The sequence below is a fragment of the Kribbella aluminosa genome (assembly GCF_017876295.1).
Classification (GTDB): domain Bacteria; phylum Actinomycetota; class Actinomycetes; order Propionibacteriales; family Kribbellaceae; genus Kribbella; species Kribbella aluminosa.
The window spans coordinates 2,286,642-2,307,972 of the sequence record NZ_JAGINT010000002.1 but is presented as its reverse complement, the minus strand read 5'-3'; the positions used below and the strand labels follow the sequence as shown (position 1 = coordinate 2,307,972).

General features: G+C 69.2%; 21 protein-coding genes. 1 reads left to right on the top strand and 20 read right to left on the bottom strand.

Annotated features, from left to right (window positions below):
* Position 1: 1 nt before the first annotated feature.
* From JOF29_RS32275 to JOF29_RS32240, 8 genes are all read right to left on the bottom strand, one after another.
* Positions 2–433 carry a pilus assembly protein TadG-related protein gene (locus JOF29_RS32275; RefSeq protein ID WP_245359667.1) on the bottom strand — a complete coding sequence of 144 codons (432 nt, stop codon included), beginning with the start codon at positions 431–433 and terminating at the stop codon, positions 2–4.
* On the bottom strand, positions 430–882 hold the full coding sequence (locus JOF29_RS32270) for a TadE/TadG family type IV pilus assembly protein (protein ID WP_209698160.1): 453 nt from the start codon (positions 880–882) through the stop codon (positions 430–432). The genes JOF29_RS32275 and JOF29_RS32270 overlap by 4 nt, the downstream gene beginning before the upstream one ends.
* Complete coding sequence (locus JOF29_RS32265; RefSeq protein WP_209698159.1) at positions 879–1,265, bottom strand: TadE/TadG family type IV pilus assembly protein; 387 nt, start codon at positions 1,263–1,265, stop codon at positions 879–881. Before JOF29_RS32265 ends, JOF29_RS32270 begins: the two co-directional genes overlap by 4 nt.
* Positions 1,265–1,462 carry a hypothetical protein gene (locus tag JOF29_RS32260; RefSeq protein WP_209698158.1) on the bottom strand — a complete coding sequence of 66 codons (198 nt, stop codon included), beginning with the start codon at positions 1,460–1,462 and terminating at the stop codon, positions 1,265–1,267. Before JOF29_RS32260 ends, JOF29_RS32265 begins: the two co-directional genes overlap by 1 nt.
* A gap of 14 nt (positions 1,463–1,476) precedes the next feature.
* Positions 1,477–2,415, bottom strand: a complete 939-nt coding sequence (locus JOF29_RS32255; RefSeq protein WP_209698157.1) for a type II secretion system F family protein — start codon at positions 2,413–2,415, stop codon at positions 1,477–1,479.
* Positions 2,412–3,089 carry a type II secretion system F family protein gene (locus tag JOF29_RS32250; RefSeq protein ID WP_245359665.1) on the bottom strand — a complete coding sequence of 226 codons (678 nt, stop codon included), beginning with the start codon at positions 3,087–3,089 and terminating at the stop codon, positions 2,412–2,414. Before JOF29_RS32250 ends, JOF29_RS32255 begins: the two co-directional genes overlap by 4 nt.
* A 183-nt stretch (positions 3,090–3,272) precedes the next feature.
* On the bottom strand, positions 3,273–4,574 hold the full coding sequence (locus JOF29_RS32245) for a TadA family conjugal transfer-associated ATPase (RefSeq protein WP_209698156.1): 1,302 nt from the start codon (positions 4,572–4,574) through the stop codon (positions 3,273–3,275).
* Positions 4,575–4,767: 193 nt separating this feature from the next.
* Entirely contained in the window at positions 4,768–5,511 is a 744-nt protein-coding gene (locus JOF29_RS32240; protein ID WP_209698155.1) for a GntR family transcriptional regulator, read from the bottom strand.
* A gap of 247 nt (positions 5,512–5,758) precedes the next feature.
* Between JOF29_RS32240 and JOF29_RS32235 the strand changes: the two genes are divergently transcribed.
* Positions 5,759–6,760: a Gfo/Idh/MocA family protein gene (locus JOF29_RS32235; RefSeq protein ID WP_209698154.1), complete on the top strand. Its 1,002-nt coding sequence runs from the start codon at positions 5,759–5,761 to the stop codon at positions 6,758–6,760.
* Here the strand turns inward: JOF29_RS32235 and JOF29_RS32230 are convergent.
* From JOF29_RS32230 to iolC, 12 genes are all read right to left on the bottom strand, one after another.
* Positions 6,715–7,593: an aminoglycoside phosphotransferase/kinase family protein gene (locus tag JOF29_RS32230; protein ID WP_209698153.1), complete on the bottom strand. Its 879-nt coding sequence runs from the start codon at positions 7,591–7,593 to the stop codon at positions 6,715–6,717. The genes JOF29_RS32235 and JOF29_RS32230 overlap by 46 nt on opposite strands.
* A gap of 482 nt (positions 7,594–8,075) precedes the next feature.
* Entirely contained in the window at positions 8,076–9,578 is a 1,503-nt protein-coding gene (locus JOF29_RS32225; protein ID WP_209698152.1) for a CoA-acylating methylmalonate-semialdehyde dehydrogenase, read from the bottom strand.
* Positions 9,579–9,601: 23 nt separating this feature from the next.
* Positions 9,602–10,678, bottom strand: coding sequence for a Gfo/Idh/MocA family protein (locus tag JOF29_RS32220; protein WP_209698151.1), 1,077 nt, complete (start codon positions 10,676–10,678; stop codon positions 9,602–9,604).
* The gene (locus JOF29_RS32215; RefSeq protein WP_209698150.1) at positions 10,671–11,528 is read right to left on the bottom strand and encodes an ATP-binding cassette domain-containing protein; all 858 of its coding nucleotides are present in this window, start codon (positions 11,526–11,528) and stop codon (positions 10,671–10,673) included. Before JOF29_RS32215 ends, JOF29_RS32220 begins: the two co-directional genes overlap by 8 nt.
* Positions 11,525–12,571: an ABC transporter permease gene (locus tag JOF29_RS32210; protein ID WP_209698149.1), complete on the bottom strand. Its 1,047-nt coding sequence runs from the start codon at positions 12,569–12,571 to the stop codon at positions 11,525–11,527. Before JOF29_RS32210 ends, JOF29_RS32215 begins: the two co-directional genes overlap by 4 nt.
* A gap of 9 nt (positions 12,572–12,580) precedes the next feature.
* The gene (locus JOF29_RS32205; protein WP_209698148.1) at positions 12,581–13,576 is read right to left on the bottom strand and encodes a sugar ABC transporter substrate-binding protein; all 996 of its coding nucleotides are present in this window, start codon (positions 13,574–13,576) and stop codon (positions 12,581–12,583) included.
* A 70-nt stretch (positions 13,577–13,646) separates the two neighbouring features.
* Positions 13,647–14,534 (bottom strand): TIM barrel protein, encoded by an 888-nt coding sequence (locus JOF29_RS32200; RefSeq protein ID WP_209698147.1) that lies wholly within the window; start codon positions 14,532–14,534, stop codon positions 13,647–13,649.
* On the bottom strand, positions 14,534–16,441 hold the full coding sequence (iolD, locus tag JOF29_RS32195; RefSeq protein ID WP_209698146.1) for a 3D-(3,5/4)-trihydroxycyclohexane-1,2-dione acylhydrolase (decyclizing): 1,908 nt from the start codon (positions 16,439–16,441) through the stop codon (positions 14,534–14,536). Before iolD ends, JOF29_RS32200 begins: the two co-directional genes overlap by 1 nt.
* Positions 16,438–17,331 (bottom strand): 5-deoxy-glucuronate isomerase, encoded by an 894-nt coding sequence (iolB, locus tag JOF29_RS32190; protein ID WP_209698145.1) that lies wholly within the window; start codon positions 17,329–17,331, stop codon positions 16,438–16,440. Before iolB ends, iolD begins: the two co-directional genes overlap by 4 nt.
* A gap of 28 nt (positions 17,332–17,359) precedes the next feature.
* On the bottom strand, positions 17,360–18,238 hold the full coding sequence (locus JOF29_RS32185) for a Cgl0159 family (beta/alpha)8-fold protein (RefSeq protein WP_209698144.1): 879 nt from the start codon (positions 18,236–18,238) through the stop codon (positions 17,360–17,362).
* A complete protein-coding gene (locus JOF29_RS32180) occupies positions 18,226–18,585 on the bottom strand; it encodes a hypothetical protein (RefSeq protein WP_209698143.1) in 360 nt (119 codons plus the stop codon). The genes JOF29_RS32185 and JOF29_RS32180 overlap by 13 nt, the downstream gene beginning before the upstream one ends.
* A 1,755-nt stretch (positions 18,586–20,340) precedes the next feature.
* Positions 20,341–21,306 (bottom strand): 5-dehydro-2-deoxygluconokinase, encoded by a 966-nt coding sequence (gene iolC / locus JOF29_RS32175; RefSeq protein WP_209698142.1) that lies wholly within the window; start codon positions 21,304–21,306, stop codon positions 20,341–20,343.
* Positions 21,307–21,331 lie beyond the last annotated feature (25 nt).

Genomic DNA, 21,331 nt, shown 5'->3' with positions numbered 1-21,331 from the left:
GTCAGCGGATCGGGACGATTGCGGCTGAGTCCGAGGAGACGTCGGCCGAGCCGGGGAAGCCTGGTGGGTGGAAGGGGAGGCGGGTGGTGGAGGTGAGGTGGACGGTGACCGTCGTACCTTCGACGTCGACCGACCAGTCGAGGTTGTCGAATCTGTTGCTCGCAGCAACTTCATTGAGGTAGTCCGCGGTCAGCCGCCGAGCCCGGTCCGGGTCGATCGCGGCGTTCCCGCCGGCGCCGGGCTGGGCGTAGACCGCGGCCAGCCCGTTCGCGGCCGCGAGTACGGCGCCGTCGGCGGTGGCGTCCAGGTCACGCCGGACCAGGAACGCCTTCGAGATGTCGGTGACCACGACGACCATCAGCAGGATCACGACGGTGAACCCGACGATCAGCATCGTCATCTGCCCGTTCTCGCCCCGGGTGCGGCGGGTCATCCGGCGCCCTTGGCTTCGCGGTAGTCGCCGAACGCCTCGGTGTGCGAGGCGCTGATCCGGATCGCCGGTGGCTCACCGCCGAGCGCGTCCGGGATCAGCGGCAGCCGGACCTTGGTCTCGAGCGAGACGGTCACGGTCGAGCCCGGCTGCAGACAGGCCGGGTTGCAGCTGATCCGGAGCTCGTCGGCGGACAACTCCATGCCCTGGTCCTTCATCGCCAGCTGCGCCGCGGCGAACGCGCGCGCCCGTGCCTCGTCCTCGGACACCCCGTCCGGGACGATCACGAATGCCCGCCCGGCCGCCCGGGTCGCCGCGGTCGCGCCGTACGACGCCCGCTGGACGTCGAACACGCCGAGCATCATGTATACCAGCGGAACCATCAGCAGGATCGCCAGCCAGGAGAACTCCACGACCGCGCTGCCCCGCTCGTCGCGCCTGCGGAGCTTCACTCGCCGGTCTCCTTCACCGCATGCCCCTGGACGCTGAACGCGATCCCCGGTCCCCACATCCCGAGCGGCGGCATGTGCGCGCGCACCGACACCACGACGACGGGCTGCCCGTCGATGTCGGTCGCGTCCGCCGACACCGAGTCGATCAGGTTGTCCGCGACCACGCCGCCGATCAGCTCCCGGGTGCGCGCCGCACCGTCGGCCGGTGCCCGGTTCAGCACGGCCGCGTAGTGCGCGCCCTCGGAGGCGGCAGCGGTCACGGTGTTGCGTACGTACAGGAACAGGCCGACCTGCAGGATGCCGAGGAACAACGGCACCAGGATCGTCGAGACCAGCACGAAGTCGACGACAGCCGATCCCCGCTCGCGGCGGGCTCGACGCATTACTTGTTGGTGACCGAGGACAGGGCGTCGGTGAGCATTTTGGCGAGCTGGTCGCCGGCCAGCTTCCAGATCGCGACGACCAGGCCGGCCGTCATCACGGTGATCAGCACCCAGCCGGGTACGTCACCGCGCTCGGTCCGCGCCGGACGTGGCTTCAGCAGCAACGTCAGGAACAGCCTCGTCAGGTACAGGGACATGACCTCTCCTCAGTTCATCCGGCGATCAGCCGGATTCCGACAGCGCCCGGGTAGAAGGCGAACGCGATGGTCACCGGCAGGACCAGGAAGATCACCGGGACCATCATGGCAACCTCGCGGCGCGCGCCGGACTCGATCAGCTCGCGGCGCCCGGCTTCCCGGATGTCGCCGGCCTGTGCACGCAGTACGTCGGCCAGCGGGGTGCCGCGCTCCAGCGCCACCGCCAGCCCGTCCGCGAAGCGCGACAGCGCCAGCAACCCGGTCCGGTCCGCGAGCGCATCGAGCGCGCGGACCAGGGACTCTCCCGCCCTGGTCTCCGCCAGGACGCGTTTCAGTTCGTTCGACAGGTCGCCGTGGGACGACCGGGCGACCCGGTCGAGGGCGGCGGCCGGCCCCTCACCGGCGGCGACCGACAACGCCAGCAGCTCGGCCACGGTCGGCAGCTCCACCAGCAGCCGCCGCTCGCGCCGCCGCACCTGGGACGTCAGGTACGTGTCGCGGCCGAGCACTCCGGTGATCCCGAGCACCAGGCAGAACACCAGCAGCGCGACCGGATCCCCGAGACCGACCGCGACCGCGACGATCGAGATCACCAGCCCGGCACCGAACGCGATCGCTCCCCAGAGCAACTGCTCGATCCGGAACTCCTCGACCGTCCGCTCCATCCCGGCCCGCTGCAACCGCCGGCGGATCGTGTTCGCGCCGCCGAGGATCCGCTCCAGCCGTTGTGCGGCGGACCGCAGCGACGGACCGAACAGCCGCAGGATCGCGTAGAACGGCGACCGCGAGTCGATGACCCCGACGAACACGTCCGGCGCCCCGAGATCCCGAAGGTACGGCGAGATCCGCTCGTCCACGGTGGGTTTGCGCAGGAACGGCAACCGCAGTACGACGATCAGCAGCCCGGCGCCGAGCACCGCGCCGAGGAAACCGCCGAGCAGGATCGGGTTCATCGCAGCACCCGCTCGGGCTCGGGCAGCCGGCCGATCCGCAGCATCACCCGGTACGCGATCACGCAGATGACGGCGCCGACGGCGATGATCACGGCACCGACAGGCGAGTTGTACCGCTGGATGACGTCGCCCTGGAAGGACAGCAACAGCAGCACCAGCCACGGCGCCGCGACCGCGACCCGCGCGCCGTTGACCGACCACGACTGCCGGGACTCGAGCTCGGACCGGGTGCGGGCGTCGTCGCGCAGGAACGACGACAGCGAACGCAGCAACCGGCCGAGGTCGCCGCCGCCGACCTCACGCGCGATCCGCAGCGCCTCCACCACCCGGTCACCGACCGGGTCGGCCAGCCGTGCCTTCAACCGGTCCAGCGACTCGGCGAACCGCCCGGTCGAGGCGTAGTCCGCACCGAACCGCCGGAACGGCTCCCGCAGCTGCAACGGACCGCGCTCGCCGACCTGGGCCAGCGCCTCCGACAACGACAGCCCGGCCCGCACGGCCGACGCGACGTTGTCCACCACGTCCGGCCACAGCTCACGGAACTCGGCCAGCCGCTTCCGCGCCCGCGACCGCACCAGCGCGATCGGCAGCCAGCCGGCCATCAGCGCGAACACCAGCGCGACCGGCAGCGTCCTGGACACCACGAACATCAGCAGGAACGCGACCAGCCCCATGACCAGGCAGGCGCCGATGAACGCACCCGGCGTCAGACCCTCGATGCCCGCGCTCGCGAGCAGATCGCGGCTCCGGCCCCCGCAGCCGCCCGTCCGCGCCCGGCACCGCCTCGGCAGGCGCCACGAACGCCGCGACGATCAGCAGCAGCCCGACCCCGAAGAACAGCCCGATCAGAAGCCCCATCAGGCGCCCCGTCGCGGTAGCTCGGTCAGCAGGCCGGCCACGTTGTACCCCGCCTGCTGGAACCGCTCCGTGTGCGGCAGCTGTCCCTCGGCGCGACGCAGGTACCCGTCGCGGGTGCTGAACAGCGTCTCGGTCTCGATCGCCTGCTCCTCGACCCGGCCGGTCACCGCGACGATCTCGCGCACCCGGCGGCGCCCGTCCGCCGCGACCCCCAGGTGGACGACGATGTCGACGCAGCCGGCCACGGTCGGCAGCACGAACCGGGACCCGATGTTCTCCCCGGCCAGCAACGGCAGCGTGCACATCTTGGTCAGCGCTTCGCGGGCGGAGTTCGCATGGATCGTGCACATCCCGGGGAGGCCGCTGTTCAGCGCGAGCAGCAGGTCGAGGCACTCCTCGCCGCGCACCTCGCCGACGATCATCCGGGACGGCCGCATCCGCAGCGACTCCTTCACCAGGTCGCGCAGCCGCACCTCGCCGGTGCCCTCGAGCCCGGCCTGCCGGGTCTGCATCGACACCCAGTCGGGGATCGGCAGCTTGATCTCGAAGACCTCCTCGCAGCTGATCACCCGCTCGCTGCCGGGGATCGAGCCTGCCAAGGCGTTCAGCATCGTGGTCTTGCCGGCCTGGGTGCCGCCGGAGACCAGCACATTGAGGCCGACGGCAACGGATGCCTCCAGCACCGCGGCCGCGTGCGGCGTCAGCGATCCGAGCTGCACCATGTCGGTCAGCCGGGTCGCCCGGACGGTGAACTTGCGGATGTTGATCGCGGCGTACCGCTGGGTGATGCCGCCGAGCACGATGTGCACCCGGCTGCCGTCCGGGAGCCGGGCGTCGGTGAACGGCTGGGAGACGTCGATCCGGCGGCCGGTGGTCTTCAGCATCCGCTCGACCAGGTCGCCGACCTCTTCCTCGGTCAGCACGGTCGTGGTCAGCTCGTGCCGGCCCTCGCGGGCGATGAACACCCGGCTCGGCTCGTTGATCCAGATCTCCTCGACGGTCGGGTCGTCCAGGTAGCGCTGCAGCGGCCCGAAGCCCGCGACCCGGTCGTGCACCTCCCGGCTGACCGCCTCCAGGTCGCCGATCGGCGGCACCACGCCGGTCAGGCTGCGCTCGTCGTACTCCCGGACTACGGTCGCGACGAGATGGTTCACCGCACCGGGGTCGCGGAGCGGGTCGATGCCCTCGCGGCGGACCAGGTCGCGGACCTGTGCGTCGATCAGCTCGACTGCGTTCCGGGACATGTCGGTCGCGGCACCGTTCCAGCTCGAGCGGTGCGCGTCCAGCCTGTCCGCAGTCATCGATCTCCCCGTGTCAGTCGCATCAGGTGACCACTCTCGGTCACCATGCGGGTCATCCTCTCAACTCCTGCGGACCGGGCGCCACTCACGTTCGCCGTCCCTGTGGATAACCGTGACACGCCGATGGCTCACTCACCGTATCGACGGACTCACTGCAGGTCCAGAAAACTGCAGCTTGCTGCAATTGGGACGGTCAGCGGTGTACGAGCGTGTGCTCGAACGAGTAGCGGCTCGCGCGGTACAGGTGGGAGCCGTACTCGACCGGCTGGCCGTGGTCGTCGTACGTGATCCGGGTGGTCGCCAGGAGCGGCGCGCCCGGCTCCTCCGACAGCAGCCGTGCCTGCTCAACCGTTGCGGGTATGGCGGAGATGGTCTGGTGCGCCACCTTCAGCCGGATCCCTTCGGCGCGCAGCAGCTCATAGAGCCCACGCTCGGCCAACGTGGCCGGGTCCGTCTCCAGGATCTCGGGCGGCAGCCAGTTGCGCATCAGAGCGAGGGGTTCGCCGTCAGCACGCCGGAGCCGTTCCAGCCGGAGTACACGGTCGTCCTGCTCGCATTGCAACGCTGTCGCGACCTCTGCGGTTGCAGGCGAGATCCCGAAGCGCAGTACGTCGGTCTGCGGCTTGCGGTGCGCCGCGGCCAGGTCGTCGTACAGGCTGGTCAGTTCGAGGGAACGCCGTACCTGCCCGGAGCTGCCGACCACCTGCGTGCCGACGCCGCGTTTGCGGACCAGCAGGCCCTGGTCGACCAGTCGGGCGATCGCCTGCCGCACGGTCGGGCGGCTCAGCCCGTACGCCTCAGCCAGGTCCACCTCGTTGCTCAGCCGGGAGCCGACGGGTAGTTCGCCGTCCTGGATGGCCGCCTCCAGCTGCTGCGCCAGCTGCACGTGCAACGGCGTACGGCTGCTCCGATCGACCTGGACCTGGACGGTACTCATGGGCTCATCCTGAGGGCTGCACCGGATTCCGTCGAGCCACCGAGAGGATTTGATCAGACATGCTCACCGGTGAACGTTCGGTGAACCGAGTCCGGATCGCGGGCAACCGGTGTCCCGCGGCGGCGCCCGTCAGGCAGGATGGCGCGTTCGCCGCCGGGCCAAGGGACTACCCTTACCGGCGGAACACGCCCCTTGGACGAACCGCCGTACCGGATCTGGTCCCGTTCGGCCGACCGAAGGAGAAGGCATGGAACCGCTGCGGATCGGCATCCTCGGTGCCGCCCGGATCGCCGGCCGGGCCATCGTCGAGCCGGCCAAGCTGACCGGAGCCCGGCTGGTCGCGGTCGCTGCGCGCGACGCCGACCGGGCCGCGGCCTTCGCGACCGACCACGGGGTCGAACGGGTCCATGCGTCGTACCAGGAACTGCTAGACGATCCCGAGATCGAAGCGATCTACAACCCGCTGGCCAACGGGCTGCACGGCCCGTGGAACCTGCAGGCGCTTGCTGCCGGTAAACACGTTCTGACCGAGAAGCCGTCGGCCAGCAACGCAGCCGAGGCGCTGCAGGTGCAGGAGGCTGTGCGCTCGTCCGGCCTGGTGTTCATGGAGGCCTTCCACTACGCCTACCACCCGGTGATGCGGCGGCTGCAGGAGCTGGTCGCCAAGGGCGAGCTGGGCGAGCTGCAGCACGTCGAGGCGACCATGGTGATGCCCCCGCCGGCTGACGACGACCCGCGCTGGTCGCTGCCGCTCGCTGGTGGTGCCGTGATGGACGTCGGCTGCTACGCACTGCACGCGCAACGCATGTTCGCTGCTTACGCCGGTGGCGCGCCGAAGCTGCTCAACGCACGCGCGGGCGAGCGCAAGCGGATGCCTGGCGTGGACGAGTGGCTGAACGCGGACCTGGAGTTCCCGAGCGGTGCGACCGGTGCCGTGCGGACCAGCATGGCTGCCGACAACGTCGAGTTCAGTCTCAAGGTCGTCGGCAGCCGTGGCGAGGCGTTCGCCCCGTTCTACGTACTGCCGCAGAACGACGACCGCGTGATCGTGACAACCAGGGAAGACACCTGGGTCGAACACCTCGGCACCCGTACGTCGTACACGTACCAGCTGGAGGCCTTCGCCGGCGCGATCCGCAACGGCGCCCCGCTGCTCACGGACGCCGACGACGCACTGGCCACGATGCAGCTGATCGACGAGTGCTACGTCGCAGCCGGGATGACGCCACGGCCGTCAAACCACCAGTAGTTCCTCAAGCCCCTTACAAGCGGCCACTCCCGCGCCCCGCCGTACCCGTCCCGGAACGCCCGAAGTCCCTTGGTGTTGACCTCCGGCCGCGACACCCAGTGCATCAGCGCGGAACCAAGCTCCAACTCCGGCGTGAGCGAACCGGCAAAGTCCCACTCCATCACCACAAGATCACCGTCACGCCCCTGCCGAACATGCTCCGGGTTCAGGTTCCGGTTACACAGCATCAACTCGCCGGGCACATCGAGCTCGATCGCCTGCAGCTCACGGAATGTCGGCAGCAACGCCTCGAGCCGCTCCGCCCATGGCTTACCCGCCGCACGCGCCCGGCCAAGCAGCTCCTGCCACTCGTCGAACGAACGCCGATACGTCAGATACCCGTGGATCGGCTCATCGCTGGCAATGGCAAGCCCGTGCAGCGTCCCGAACACCACCCCAGCACGACGAGCCAGCTCCGCGGCCACCGGCAAGACCGGCGACGGCCCAACCTCCAGCCACTCATGAACGCGCCAGCTCTCCCCCCGCACACTCTCGATCAACCGCCCGTGCGGACTCCGCGCGAGTACCGGCGCAGCCAACCCCGCCGCGGTAGCCGCATCCCGCAGCCGAGCCCCGACCTCCGCCTGCTCGTTCGTGATCCACTGATAGACCGTGACCGCAAGCCACCGCCCACGGTCAGTCGTAATATCCCAGCACCGCCCCATCGCCGTGAACACCACCGGCCGCGCCGCCTCCGTCACGGTCCCCAGCCCGAACGCCTCAGCCAACTCCTCCGCCAGCCCGGGAGGCGCAGCAGGCGTATCCCCCACCCGCCGCTCAACCTCAGCCTTCAACGCAGGCCAGTCCCGCTCTCTGTACTCCCCGGCCAACACCCGCTGCGCCTTCGCAAGCGACGTGCCCGGCGCGGATTCACTCGGTTCTCGGAGTTGAGGTGGCTTCCAGCCTTCCGGCGAGTCTCGACGCGCCCTCATGCGCCCACCGACGGTACCCAGCCCGACGTCATCCGGTCAACGCTCGCAAGCTACGACGCCCATCGGTCCCGGCGGAAACCGGGACCGATGGGCGCAGTAGACCTCTGGTCCGGCGGCTACTTCCGCGTCTGTTTGGTGGGCGGGATGATCGCGCTGTCGCTCGGGTTGGCCTTCGGCTGTTTGGGTTGCTTCGGCTTGCGGACTTCGCGCCCACCCTTGTTCTTCGACATGACACACTCCGGGGATTGATGATCGCGGACTGAGAACGGGCCGACGGCCCTGGTACGCCGCGGTACTCCTCATGCCCCGGGGGTCCCCTTCGACGCTACACCCAGGGGAGCCTGTCAGTCGTGCGTCGGGAAACCGAGGTTGATGCCGCCGTGGGACGGATCCAGCCAGCGGGATGTGACGACCTTGCCGCGGGTGAAGAAGTGCACGCCCTCGGTGCCGTGTGCGTGGGTGTCGCCGAACAGCGAGTTCTTCCACCCGCCGAACGAGTAGTACGCCATCGGCACCGGGATCGGCACGTTGATCCCGACCATGCCGACCTCGACCTCGTTCTGGAACCGCCGCGCCGCGCCGCCGTCGTTCGTGAAGATCGCCGTCCCGTTCCCGTACGGGTTCGAGTTCACCAGCTCGAGCGCCGCGTCGTACGACGCCGTCCGCACCACCGACAGCACCGGCCCGAAGATCTCGTCGGTGTAGATCGACATCTCCGGCGTGACCTTGTCGAACAGCGTCGGGCCCAGCCAGAACCCGTCGTCGCCGCCGTCGAAGTCACCCTCGCGCCCGTCGACCACCAGCTCCGCGCCGGACTCGACCCCGGCCGCGACGTAGCCGGCGACCTTGTCCCGGTGCACGCCGGTGACCAGCGGACCCATGTCGCACCCGCGGGTCCCGTCGCCGGTCTTCAGGGTGCCCATCCGCTCCTTGATCTTGCCGATCAGCTCGTCCGCGATCGGCTCCACCGCGACCAGCGCGGAGATCGCCATGCAGCGCTCGCCCGCCGAGCCGAACCCGGCGTTCACGGCCGCGTCCGCCGCCAGGTCGAGATCCGCGTCCGGTAGCACGATCATGTGGTTCTTCGCGCCGCCGAGCGCCTGCACCCGCTTGCCGTTCCGGGTGGCGGTCTCGTAGACGTACTTCGCGATCGGCGTCGAGCCGACGAACGACACCGACTTCACGTCCGGGTTCTCGAGCAGCCGGTCGACGGACTCCTTGTCGCCGTGCACGACGTTCACCACGCCGTCCGGCAGCCCGGCCTCCTTCCACAGCTCGGCCATCGCGTTCGCCGCCGACGGGTCCTTCTCGGACGGCTTGATCACCACACTGTTGCCACAGGCAACCGCGATCGGGACGAACCACATCGGCACCATCGCCGGGAAGTTGAACGGCGAGATCACCGCGCAGACACCGAGCGGCTGGCGGATCGAGTACACGTCGACGTTGGTCGAGACACCGGAGCTGTACCCGCCCTTGAGCAGGTGCGGGATGCCGCACGCGAACTCGATCACCTCGAGCCCGCGGGTCACCTCGCCGAGCGCGTCGGACAGCACCTTGCCGTGCTCGGCCGTGATCAGCTCGGCGATGCGCTCCTTGTTCCGGCTGACGAGCTCGCGGTAGGCGAACAGGATCTGGGCACGCTTGGTGAGCGAGGTCTGCGCCCAGCCCTTCGAGGCGCCGTGAGCGACCTTGACGACCTCGTCGACGGTCGCCGCCGAGGCCAGGTCCAGCTCGCCGGTGACCTGGCCGGTCGCCGGGTTGTAGACCTTGCCGGTCCGCTCGGACACACCGGTCCACGGGCTGCCGCCGACAAGGTGGGTGATGCGCTTGTTCTCAGTACTCACGATGCTTCCTCATCTTTCCTGTGTCATCCGAGGACCTTGCCGCGGTCGGCCAGCGCGACGTCGACCGGTGTGCCGCTGCTCAGCGACTCGAGCCCGGCCTCGCAGACGGCCGCCGCGGCGTACCCGTCCCAGGCACTCGGCCCGTCGATCTCGCCGCGCCGGGTGGCGTCGACCCAGCGCTGTACTTCGATGTCGTACGCCTGCTCGAACCGGATCCGGAAGTCGGCCGGCATCGCGCCGCCCCAGTGCTCGCCGGCCCGGGTGAACACGCCGGACCCGAGCCCGATCGTCGCGCTGCCCCGCTCGGCGACCGCCTCGCACCGGACCTCGTACCCGACCTGGAAGTTTACGAACACCTCGACGTCGGCGATCGCGCCGTTCGCCAGCTCGAACACCGCCAGCTGCGGGTCGAGGACGCCCTCCGCGACCAGGCTCGTCGGCTTCGGGGTGCGCACGGTGATCCGGGTGATCTCCGCGCCGAACAGCCAGCGGGCGACATCCACCTCGTGCACCATCGAGTCCCGGACGATCATCTCGCTCCGGAACGACGGTGCGGCCGACTTGTTCCGGTGCACGTTGTGCAGCACCAGCGTCCGCCCGAGGTCACCCGAGTCGAGCAGCTGTTTCAGAGCGGCGTACTCCGGATCGAACCGGCGCATGAACCCGACCTGGATCAGCTGCCGGCCGAGCTTGTGTTCGGCCTCGACCACCCGCAGCGACGACGCTGCGTCCATCGTCAGCGGCTTCTCGCAGAGCACCGGCTTCCCGTGGTCCAGGCAGGCGAACAGCTGCTCGGCATGCGCGGACCCGGGCGAGGCGAGGATCACCGCGTCGATGTCGTCGGCGGCGATCAGCTCCAGCGGATCCTCCACCACCCGGACGCCGTCGCCGTACGCCGCGCCGCCCGAGTGCCTCCCGGCATCATTCCTGGAGGGCACACCCAGCCCCTCCGACAACCGGGCGGCGAGTACCTCGGCCCGGCTCTGATCGGCGTCGGACACCGCGACCAGCCGCGCGCCCGACGTCTTCCGCGCGACGCGCTCGGCATGGTCGGCACCCATCACACCGACGCCGGCGACGCCGACCCGCAGGTCACTCATCGTCCCTCCCCTGTGGTTCGTCCACGACCACTTCAGGATCGATCTCCCGCAGCTCGTGGCTCAAGGCCTCCAGCTCGGAACCGCCGGCCATCTCGGTGGTCAGCTGCTCCAGCGTGATCTCCGACCGGTGGGTGTCCAGCGCCACCCGGCCGAGTTTCAGTACGACGAAGTGGTTGCCGACCAGGTAGGCGTGATGCGGGTTGTGGGTGATGAAGATGACCCCGATCCCGGCGTCCCGCGCCTTCACGACGTACTTCAGCACGACGCCGGACTGGTTCACGCCGAGCGCCGCGGTCGGCTCGTCGAGGATCAGCACCTTCGCCCCGAAGTGGATCGCCCGCGCGATCGCGACGCACTGCCGCTGACCGCCGGACAGCTTCCCGACTGGCTGCTCCAGATTGGGAATCGAGATCCCCATCCTGGACAGCTCCTGCTGCGCGATCCGCTTCATCTGCGCCGTGTCCAGCAGACCCAGCGGCCCCTTGGTGAGCTCGTTGCCGAGGAAGAAGTTCCGCCAGACCGACATCAGCGGCGCCAGCGCGAGGTCCTGGTAGACGGTCGCGATCCCGCTGTCGAGCGACTCGCGCGGCGAGGAGAAGTGCCGCTCCTCGCCGTTCACCGACATCTTGCCCGAGGTGTAGTCGTGCAGGCCGGCGATGATCTTGATCAGAGTCGACTTGCCGGCCCCGTTGTCGCCCAGCACGCAGGTGATCTCGCCCTGCCGGACCGCCAGCGACACCCCGCGCAGCGCGTTGACGTTGCCGTAGCTCTTGCCGATGTCCTCGAGCAGCACGATCGGCGTGTTCGGGCTGGTCGTGGCGTCGTCCGCGAACGACTTCGTGGTGGTCATCGCGCCTCCGCCCGGTTCTTCACGACCAGGTTGACGATGGTTGCGAGCAGCAACATCGCACCCAGGAACGCCTTGAACCAATCCGGGTTCCAGCCGGCGTACACGACACCCAACTGGACCATGCTGAAGATCAGCGCACCGATCGCCCCTCCCAGGACGGAGCCGTAGCCGCCGGTCAGCAGGCAGCCGCCGACGACCGCGGCGATGATGTACAGGAACTCCTTGCCGACACCTTCACCGGACTGCACGACCCCGTTGGAGTTGAACAGCAACTGCATCCCGGTGAACCAGGCGAAGAACCCGACCGCCATGAACAGCCCGATCTTCACCTTCTTCACCGGTACGCCGACCGCCCGCGCGGCCGCCGCGTCACCGCCGGCGGCGAAGATCCAGTTGCCGATCTGCGTCTTCAGCAGCACCCAGGCGGCGATCGCCACGAACACGATCCACCAGACGACGATGATCTTGACCGTGACGCCACCGAGTTTGAACTCCGACGCGAAGATCGCCTTCGCCGCGCCGAACCCGTCCATGTCGCTGATCGAGTTCGACGCGACGGCGCCGGAGGTGATCCGGGTGACCGCGATGTTCAGGCCCTGCAGGATGAAGAACGTACCCAGCGACACCAGGAAACTGGGCAGTCCCGTCCGCATCAGCAGCCAGCCGTTGAACGCACCGATCGCCAGCGAGAACACCAGCGCGACAATCACGCCGACCCAGACGTTCAGACTGAACTGGTACGACAGGATGCCTGCGGTCAGGCCGGACGTCGTCACCGCGACCCCGGCCGACAGGTCGAACTCGCCGCCGATCATCAGCAGCGAGACCGGCACCGCCATCACCCCGATCAGCGCGGCCTGGTAGAGGATCGTGCCGGTGTTGTCGATGTTGCGGAACGGCGTCGCGGTGATCAGGAAGAACACCAGGATCACGGCCGCGCCGACCAGCGACCCGATCTCGGGCCGGCTGAGCAACCGGGCACCGAGGGACCGGGCGGAGACTCGGTCGTCCGCCGATGCCGGTGAAGTGATGGTCGAGGCCATGGCGTTACCTCAGCGCGTCCCGGCTTCGGCGTACTTCAGGACCGCCGCAATGTTGGACTTGTCGATGAACGCCGGGCCGGTCAGCGTCGCCTGGCCGCCGCCGATGGTGTCGCCGTTGTTCTTGTAGAGCCAGATCGCGTCGATCGCGAGGTAGCCCTGCAGGTACGGCTGCTGGTCGACGGCGAACTGCACGGTGCCGTCCTGGACCGCCTTCGCCATCTCCTTGCTCATGTCGAAGCTGCCGACCTTCGCCGACGAGCCTGCGTCCTTGACCGCCTGGACCGCGGTCAGCGCGATGCCGGCGTTCAGCGCGACCACGTAGTCGACGGACTTGTCGGCCTGCAGCTTCGAGGTCAGCGTCGCCTGCGTACCGGGCTGGTCGGTACCGTTGACGTTCACGTTCTCGACGTTGCCGAACTTGTCCTTGATGCCCTGGCAGCGCGCCTCCAGGCTGACGTTGCCCTGCTCGTGGATGACGCAGAGCACCTTCTTCGCGCCGAGCTGCTTGAGCTTCTCACCGGTCGCCTGGCCGGCGATCCGCTCGTCCTGGCCGAAGTACCCGAGTGCGCCGGTGGCCTTCCACCGGTCGAGCCCGCCGTTCAGGATCGTCACCGGGATACCCGCCGCGATCGCCTTCTTGACGTTCGGGATCACCGCGTCGGGCTTGTTCAGCGTGACCGCGATGCCGTCGACCTTCGAGTCGATCGCGGTCTGCACCAGGTTCGCCTGGGCCGCGCCGTCCGGGTCGGCGGAGTACTGCAGCTCGATGTTGTCCTTCTGCGCGGCCGCCTCGGCGCCGCGCCGGACGATGTCCCAGAAGGTGTCGCCGGGCCCCGAATGGGTGATCAGGGCAACCTTCATCCGCGGCGTGCCGGCGACGTTTCCGCCGCTGCCGCTGGAGCTCTGCTCCTTCTGCTTCCCGCCGGAGGAGCTGCACGCGGCCAGAGCCGCGGCGAGTGCGACGGCCGCGACCGCGGCCACCGCCTTCTTCTGCCACCGAACCATGACTTGCTACCAGCCTTTCGGGTGTTCCGGGCTTGCTTGGGACCCAGAGAGTGTCACACTCCCTCGGCCGTCAGATCGATCGGCTACCTCCGTGTGCGGTGAGATACGCCAGCGTCCGCTGCGCGATCGGCAGCGGTACGTCGGGCGCGCACGGGTACATGTCCTGCTCCACGATCGCGAACACCTCGGCGTCCAGCCCGGCAAGCGCTTCCAGCACCGGCGGCAGCTCCGGCGCGCCGTACGGCGGCTCGCGGAACACGCCCCGCCGTACCGCCTCGTCGACGCTCAGGCCCTCGGCCTCGACCTCCGCGAGGACCTTCGGATCCACCTGTTTGAGGTGCACGTAGCCGATCCGGTCCGGGTACTTCCGGATCAGCTCGAGGTTGTCGCCGCCGCAGTAGCTGATGTGCCCGGTGTCGAGGCACAGGTTCACGTAGGCGCTGTCGGTCTCCGCGAGGAACCGCTCGACCGTGTCCTGCGTGTCGATGTGACCGTCCGCGTGCGGGTGGTACTGCGTCTGCAGCCCGAACTCCTCGGCCAGCCGCCGACCCAGCTCGGTCACCGCCTGTCCGTGCTTCGCCTGGCCTTCGTGGTCGAGGCGTTCCTCGACGATCTCACCGTTGTCGCCGCGCCACATCGACGGCATCACGACCAGGTGCTGCGCGCCCATCGCCGCAGTCAGCTCGGCCGTCTTCGCGATGTCGCGCCAGGTCGCGTCCCACCCGTCCGGACGATGCAGCTGCTCGAACGTCGTCCCCGCGGTCATCGTCAGGCCGCGCCGGTCGAGCTCGTCCTTCAACCGCACCGGGTCGGTCGGGAGGTAACCGTACGGACCGAGCTCGATCCGGGTGTATCCGGCCGCGACCACCTCGTCGAGGAACCGCGTCCACGACGTCTGCTGCGGGTCGTCGGCGAACCAGACTCCCCACGAGTCCGGCGCCGTACCGATGCCGACCATCAGCTGTCTCCCTCTGCCGGCGAGAGGTATGGGCGCTGCGCCTTCTTGCTCTCCTCGTACGACGCCGCGGCGGCCTGCGTGGTCTGCAGCTCCGAGACCTCGCTGACCGGGACGTCCCACCAGGAGTCGCTGTCCGGGCCGCCGATCAGCGGATCGGTGGTGACGTGGATCGCGATCGGCCCGGTTGCCGCCTTCGCGGTCCGGATCGCCTGCTCCAGGTCGGTCCGGCTGTGCACGTCGATCACGTCCACCCCGAAACTGCGCACGTTCGCCGCCAGGTCGACCGGCAGGTAGTCGCCGTCCAGCCGGCCGTCGCCGGTGCGCTTGCGGTACGCCGTACCGAAGCGCTGCGAGCCGAGCGACTCCGAGAGCGCGCCGATCGAGGCGAACCCGTGGTTCTGCACGAGGACCACGATGATCTTGATGTTCTCCTGGACCGCGGTGGCCAGTTCGCTGGACATCATCAGGTAGGACCCGTCGCCGACCAGCACGAACACGTCGCGATCCGGGGCGCCGAGCCGGACCCCGAGTCCGCCGGCGATCTCGTATCCCATGCAGGAGTAGCCATATTCGACGTGGTATCCCTTCGGATCGCGCGTCCGCCACAGTTTGTGGAGGTCACCCGGCATCGAGCCGGCCGCGCAGACAACCACATCAGACGCCGCCGACAATTCGTTGACGGTGCCGATCACCTCGCCTTGGGTGAGCAGTCCTTCGGCCGCGGTTCGCTCGGCGGAGGGCCGGAAAACTGCGTCAACAGTTCCGTTCCAGTTCCTGGTGAGTTCCTGGGCTGCTGCGGTGTACTTGGCGTCAACAGACCACTCGCCGAGCGCGGATCCCAACGAAACAAGGGCCTCCCGCGCATCGGCCACCACCGGGAGGCCGGCATGCTTAGTGCTGTCGAAACGCGCCACGTTGATGTTCAGGAACTTGACCTGCGGGTTCTGGAACGCGGTCCGCGACGCCGACGTGAAGTCGCTGTAGCGGGTGCCGATGCCGATCACCAGGTCGGCGTCTCGCGCCAGCGCGTTGGCTGCCGTGGTCCCGGTCGACCCCACCGCGCCCACCGACTGCGGGTGATCGTAGCTCAGCGATCCCTTACCTGCTTGGGTTTCCGACACCGGGATCCCGGTGCGCTCGGCGAACTCGCGCAGTGCGTCCTCGGCGCCCGAGTAGTGCACGCCGCCGCCGGCCACGATCAGCGGGCGCTGCGCAGTCCGGAGGAGATCTACCGCCTTGTCGACAATTGATGCCTCGGGCAAGGGGCGTGCGACGTACCAGGTGCGCTCCGCGAAGAGCTCGTGCGGCCAGTCGTAGGCCTCGGCCTGGACGTCCTGCGGCAGCGCGAGCGTCACCGCTCCGGTCTCGACCGGATCGGTCAGCACGCGCATCGCGTTCATCAGCGCCGACGGGAGCTGCTCCGGCCGCCACACCCGGTCGAAGTACTTCGACACCGGGCGGAACGCGTCGTTGACCGACACGTCACCGGCGCCGAAGCTCTCCAGTTCCTGCAGCACGGGTGTCGCCACCCGGGTCGCGAACACATCCGAAGGGAGGATCAGAACAGGCAGCCGGTTGATCGTCGCCAGGGCCGCTCCGGTCACCATGTTGGTCGAGCCCGGACCGACGCTTGCCGTGCAGGCGTAGGTCTGGAGCCGGTCACGGGTCCGGGCGAAGGCCACCGCCGTATGCACCATCGCCTGCTCGTTACGAGCCAGGATGTACGGCAACGCCTTCGGGTCCTCGAGTTCGGACTGCAGCAACGCCTGGCCGACGCCGGCCACGTTGCCGTGCCCGAAGATGCCCAGGCTCCCGGCGATCAGCCGCTGCCGTACCCCGTCCCGCTCCGAGTACTGGACGCTCAGGAATCGCACCAGCGCCTGCGCGACCGTGAGACGCACCGTCATGAGTCTTTCCCTCCAAAAGGCAGCCGAGGATCGATATGTTGCGAATTCCACAACTCGCGCACCCACGCGTGCTGCGGGTCGTCGGTGATCAGCCACTGGCGTTCGGTGCCGGGGCCTGCCATCACGTTCAGGTAGTACATGTCGTAGCCGGGCGGCGCCATCGCCGGGCCGTGCCATCCGTGCGGGACCAGTACGACGTCTCCGCTACGGACCTCGGCGAGTACGTCGATCGGCCGGTCCTCGGTCCCGTAGACCCGCTGGTACCCGATCGGATCGTTGCCCTTGACACCTTCCGGTACGTCGTCGGACAGCTGCAGCTCGAAGTAGTAGATCTCCTCGAGCTCACTCTCCTTCCCCGGCCGGTGTTCGTCGTGCTTGTGCGGCGGGTAGGACGACCAGTTGCCGGCGGGCGTGATCACCTCGCAGGCGATGATCGAGTCGGCGTCGAGCACTCCCGGCGTACCGAAGTTCCGGACCTGCCGGGAGGCGACGCCGGCGCCGCGCAGTTCGGTCTCCACCTCGTCGGCGGCGATCCGCCGGAACGGGTGATCCGCAGCCGCCTTCGCGTGCGGGAACGCGACCCGCGCACCACCGGCGCTGACCACCGCGAATGTCGAGTTCCGCGGTACGTACGCGAGATCCGTCGTACCGGCGAACACGTCCGCCCGGCCCCCGAGCGGGACCGACTCGCCGTCCACGATCACCTCGGCCGACCCGCTCAACGGAAGGACGATGTACTCGCAGTCCCCCGTGTCGATCTCCACCGACTGGCCAGGCAGCAACGTGCGTACCAACAGGCCGCTGTGATGCCAGTCCGACTCATCGGGTCGCACCACCACCTCGAACCCGTCACCCGCCGCCGTACCGGCCGGCCGAACCCATTCAGTCATCCCAATCGCCCTTCGTTGGACGGGCCGGTCATGTGTCGCTGCCGTGCACCAGCGCGGCCGCGTGGTCGACCGCCGCGGCCACATCGCCGTCCGGCGGGAACAGCAAGGCCCGGCCCACCACGAGTCCACGGACCGACGGCAGCTCGAGCGCCTTGCCCCACGAGGCGTACGTCGTCTCCGGGGCCGCGGTCGGATCGCCGCCGAGCAGCAGCGTCGGCAGGGTCGTTGCCTCCATCACCCGATCGAGCTCGTCGACGACCGGCAGCTTGAGCCAGGTATACGCACTCGTCGCACCGAGACCGGACGCGATCTGGATCGATTTGATCACCGAGTCCGGATCGAGCAGGTTCGTCACCCGCCCGTCCTCGCCACGCGTCGACCAGAACGGCTCGACCATCGCCATCAACTTGTGCTCGGCCAGCCCGGTCACCGCCGCGGCGCTGCTCTCCAACGTCGCCACGGTCCCCGCATCCGCGAGATCGATCCGGGTCAGCATCTTCCCGCCGTCGAGCCGCCGCGCCGCGATCTCCTCGGCACTCCGGTACGCCGTGAACCGATCGTCCAACTCGAACGCCGACCCCTGCAGCCCGCCCCGGTTCATCGACCCGATGACGACCTTGCCCTCCAACGCACCGAGCAACAACAGATCCTCGAGCACATCAGGCGTAGCCAGTACCCCGTCCACCCCTGGCCGCTGCAACGCGACCACCAACCGGGCAACCAGGTCCACCCGGCTCCCCATAGCCATCCGCTCCCCACGAACCCCCAGCGCTCCCCGAGCCGGATGATCCGCCGCCACAATCAGCAGCCGCCCATCATCCCCCACCAACGCCCGAGTCCGCCGCCGCAACCACCCCTCAGCCACCCGCCCCGGCTCCCGAACCCGAACCTCAGTCAACTCCCCCACCCGCCCAGCAACCTCGTCCCACCCAGCCCCCCGCACAACCCCCGCAAGCCCACCACCGACACCCTCCGCACGCCCAGCACCAACACGCGCGGTCTCCGCACGCCCAGCACCAGCAGCAGACTCCTCACCCGCCAGCCCTGCCTCCGTAGCACTTGTCCCATCCCTGCCAGCCACACGAGCCCCGACGGCCGCAGCACCTGCAGCCACGACACCCGCCGCAACAGCACCTGCAGCGACGCCGGCGACAACTCCACCCACAGCCCCCGCAGCAGATCCCCCAGCAGCAGCAGCGCCCGCGGACGTACCGGCGGCCTCCGCTCCCGCCATACCCACCTCAGCCGCGGCATCACTCACACCGGACTCTCGCAAGCCACCGCGAGCACTCGCAGCACCCGCAGCCCCAGCACCGCCGACCCCGTCACCACCGCCATCCCCCGCACCGGCTCCCCGAGCCCCACCAGCCTGCGTCTCGTCCCCCCTCGAGGACACCCGGTCACCCTCACGGCCATCCACATCCCCCGACCGCGCAACCAAACGCTCGTCCGCGATCCCCTGGCCTCCACCCTCACTCAGACCAGCGCTTTCGGCCCCCGCCGCAACCTCCTGCTCGCCAGCCACCCCCGGCAACTCAACCCGAGCATGCTCAACCTGAGCCCTCCCGCTCTGACGCGGCTCGTCCTGAACCTGCCCGGCTTGAACCTGTCCGACCTCAACCTGCTCGACCTGAAGCCGCCCGGCTTGGGGCTGCCCGGCCTGGGGCTGGTCGCCCCGGACCTGCTCGGCCAGTGGCGCGCCGGTCTCAGACTGCTGCTCGCCCAGAGAGGGCTCGGCCTGAGGCTGCGTAGGTTGGGTGGCCGGTTGGCGGGTGGAGAGGGTCGCCTGCTGGGGACCACGCACGGTTTGTCCACTCAGTTGATGCCCGAGCGGAACACCCGACGTACCCGACCGTCCACCACCCGGGGACGACTCCTCAGCTGCCGACCGGACACCGCGCGCCGACTGCTCGCCGCGCACCGTCACCTCGTCCACCGAGCCCTCGCCGCGCGCCGTCTCCTCGCCGTCCACCGAGCCCGCACCGCGCACTGTCACCTCGTCGTCCACCGAGCGCCCGGCGCCCGTCGCCTGCTCGCCACGAACCGACTGCTCACGGACCGGCTGCTCGTCGTGTGGTGGTTGGTTGGCGCGGGCTTGGTCAGCAGCGAGCTGATTACCACGCGACTGCTCCGGGCGGGGTTCGTTCGCAGGGGGACGGCCGGGGGGAAGGTTCAGGTTTCCTATGACGGTTGTCTGGCCGTCAGGGGTCGAACCCAGCAGAACTGTTACGTCGTCCGGCCCAAGGGCAGCGGTACGGCGTACTGCGACAGTCGGGTCGTTGACGCCGACGTTCAGGTCGGTCGCGTCCGTGATCACCGTGGGATCGTCGGGACCCGGTACGCCGGGGCCTTCGGAGCGCGGCACTATCACGGTCGGCTCATTCGGTCCGGCTGTGTGCGTTGCCCCGCCGGCGGATGGGTTGGCTGGCGTGGGTGGGATGTTCCGGCCTGGCGTGGGTGCGTTGTTCCGGGCTTGGGTGTGGGGAGTTCTGTGCGTTGGGTCTGCTGCCTCGGTGGCGGGTGGTTCGGTCCGTTGGAGCGGTGTGTCTGCTGGACCGGCTCCGCTGGTGGCTGGGTTGGTGTTGCTGGTGGCTGGGTTGGTGTTGCTGGTGGGGGTGGCGGCTTCGGCGGTGCTGGAAGCTGGGTTGGAGTGGGGGTACTGGGGGTAGTCGGTTGGGGCTACCCACCAGGTTCCCTGGGAGGTGGGTGGGGTGATGACGGTTGGGTCGTCCGGTGCGGGGGGGCGCGGACCCACGCGGGGCGTCAGGACGGTGGGGTCGTTGGTGGTGGGGGTGAGAACGGTCGCGTCCGGGTCGTCGGCGTGAGTGTCGATGGTGGCGTCCCGGTCTTCGGTGGAGCGGGGGCGGCGGATGGGGATCGGGCGGGCGTCTTCGGAGTACTGGCCCTCGGAGTACCGGTCGCCAGAGGAGTGCTCGCCCGAGGAGTGCTCGCCCGAGCGCTGGTCGGCGGGGTGCTGGCGGTTGGTGGGGGTGTCTTCGTTGTGGGGGGTCATGCGTCGGGTCCCAGGTGGGAGAGGACTTCGGTGGTTGTGGGCATGGCGGTGGAGCATTCGAGGCGGGAGGCGACGAGGGCGCCGGCGGTGTTGGCGAAGCGGATGATCTTCTCCAGGGGCCAGCCGGCCAGTAGGCCGTGACAGAGGGCGCCGCCGAAGCCGTCGCCGGCGCCGAGGCCGTTGACTACCTCGACCGGGTACGGCGGGACTTCGACGCGTTCGTCGCGGGTACGGGCGAGGGTGCCGCGGGGGCCTTGCTTGACGACGGCCAGTTCGAGGCCGCGGTCGAGGAGGGCCTGAGCGGCCTTGTCCGGGTCGGTCTCGCCGACGGCGACCTCGCACTCCTCACGGTTGCCGACAGCAACCGTGCAGTACTCGAGCGCCCGCGACACCTGCTCGTGCGCCTCACTCGGATCCGCCCAGAACATCGGACGGTAGTCGAGGTCGAGCACGGTGAACCCGTCAGCAGCAGGCTTCCGGCCGCGGGCTTGCCAGGCGGTGAAGTGGGCGGAGCGGGAGGGTTCGGCGGAGAGGCCGGTGACGGTGGACCAGTAGATGCGGGCGTTGCGGATGGCGGGCAGGTCGAGTTCGGAGGGGTTGATGACGAGGTCGGGGGCCTTGGGGAAGCGGTAGAAGTACAGCGGGAAGTTGTCCGGCGGGAAGATCTCGCAGAACGTGATCGGGGTCGGCAGGTCGTCGACGGGGGTGACGAAGCGGTCGTCGACGCCGAGTTCGCCGAGGGTGCGGTGGATGAAGGTGCCGAACGGGTCGTTGCCGGTGCGGCTGATCACCGCCGACTTCCGGCCGTGCCGCGCCGCCGCGACCGCCACGTTCGTCGCGCTCCCGCCGAGGAACTTGCCGAACGAGGTGACATCCTCCAGGTGCGTCCCGAGCTGCAGCGGGTAGAGGTCGACCCCGATCCGCCCGATCGTCAGTACATCCAGCTGTACGTCGTCCACCATCAGACCTTCCCATCCCGCCGGTCCG

Excerpts from the sequence above, each read along its gene's own strand:
- JOF29_RS32275 (WP_245359667.1), bottom strand. The coding sequence starts at position 433 with ATGACCCGCCGCACCCGGGGCGAGAACGGGCAGATGACGATGCTGATC.
- JOF29_RS32265 (WP_209698159.1), bottom strand. The coding sequence starts at position 1,265 with ATGCGTCGAGCCCGCCGCGAGCGGGGATCGGCTGTCGTCGACTTCGTG.
- JOF29_RS32260 (WP_209698158.1), bottom strand. The coding sequence starts at position 1,462 with ATGTCCCTGTACCTGACGAGGCTGTTCCTGACGTTGCTGCTGAAGCCA.
- JOF29_RS32255 (WP_209698157.1), bottom strand. The coding sequence starts at position 2,415 with ATGAACCCGATCCTGCTCGGCGGTTTCCTCGGCGCGGTGCTCGGCGCC.
- JOF29_RS32250 (WP_245359665.1), bottom strand. The coding sequence starts at position 3,089 with ATGGGGCTGGTCGCGTTCCTGCTGATGTTCGTGGTGTCCAGGACGCTG.
- JOF29_RS32245 (WP_209698156.1), bottom strand. The coding sequence starts at position 4,574 with ATGACTGCGGACAGGCTGGACGCGCACCGCTCGAGCTGGAACGGTGCC.
- JOF29_RS32240 (WP_209698155.1), bottom strand. The coding sequence starts at position 5,511 with ATGAGTACCGTCCAGGTCCAGGTCGATCGGAGCAGCCGTACGCCGTTG.
- JOF29_RS32235 (WP_209698154.1), top strand. The coding sequence starts at position 5,759 with ATGGAACCGCTGCGGATCGGCATCCTCGGTGCCGCCCGGATCGCCGGC.
- JOF29_RS32220 (WP_209698151.1), bottom strand. The coding sequence starts at position 10,678 with ATGAGTGACCTGCGGGTCGGCGTCGCCGGCGTCGGTGTGATGGGTGCC.
- JOF29_RS32215 (WP_209698150.1), bottom strand. The coding sequence starts at position 11,528 with ATGACCACCACGAAGTCGTTCGCGGACGACGCCACGACCAGCCCGAAC.
- JOF29_RS32210 (WP_209698149.1), bottom strand. The coding sequence starts at position 12,571 with ATGGCCTCGACCATCACTTCACCGGCATCGGCGGACGACCGAGTCTCC.
- JOF29_RS32205 (WP_209698148.1), bottom strand. The coding sequence starts at position 13,576 with ATGGTTCGGTGGCAGAAGAAGGCGGTGGCCGCGGTCGCGGCCGTCGCA.
- JOF29_RS32200 (WP_209698147.1), bottom strand. The coding sequence starts at position 14,534 with ATGGTCGGCATCGGTACGGCGCCGGACTCGTGGGGAGTCTGGTTCGCC.
- iolD (WP_209698146.1), bottom strand. The coding sequence starts at position 16,441 with ATGACGGTGCGTCTCACGGTCGCGCAGGCGCTGGTGCGATTCCTGAGC.
- iolB (WP_209698145.1), bottom strand. The coding sequence starts at position 17,331 with ATGACTGAATGGGTTCGGCCGGCCGGTACGGCGGCGGGTGACGGGTTC.
- JOF29_RS32180 (WP_209698143.1), bottom strand. The coding sequence starts at position 18,585 with ATGCCGCGGCTGAGGTGGGTATGGCGGGAGCGGAGGCCGCCGGTACGT.
- iolC (WP_209698142.1), bottom strand. The coding sequence starts at position 21,306 with ATGGTGGACGACGTACAGCTGGATGTACTGACGATCGGGCGGATCGGG.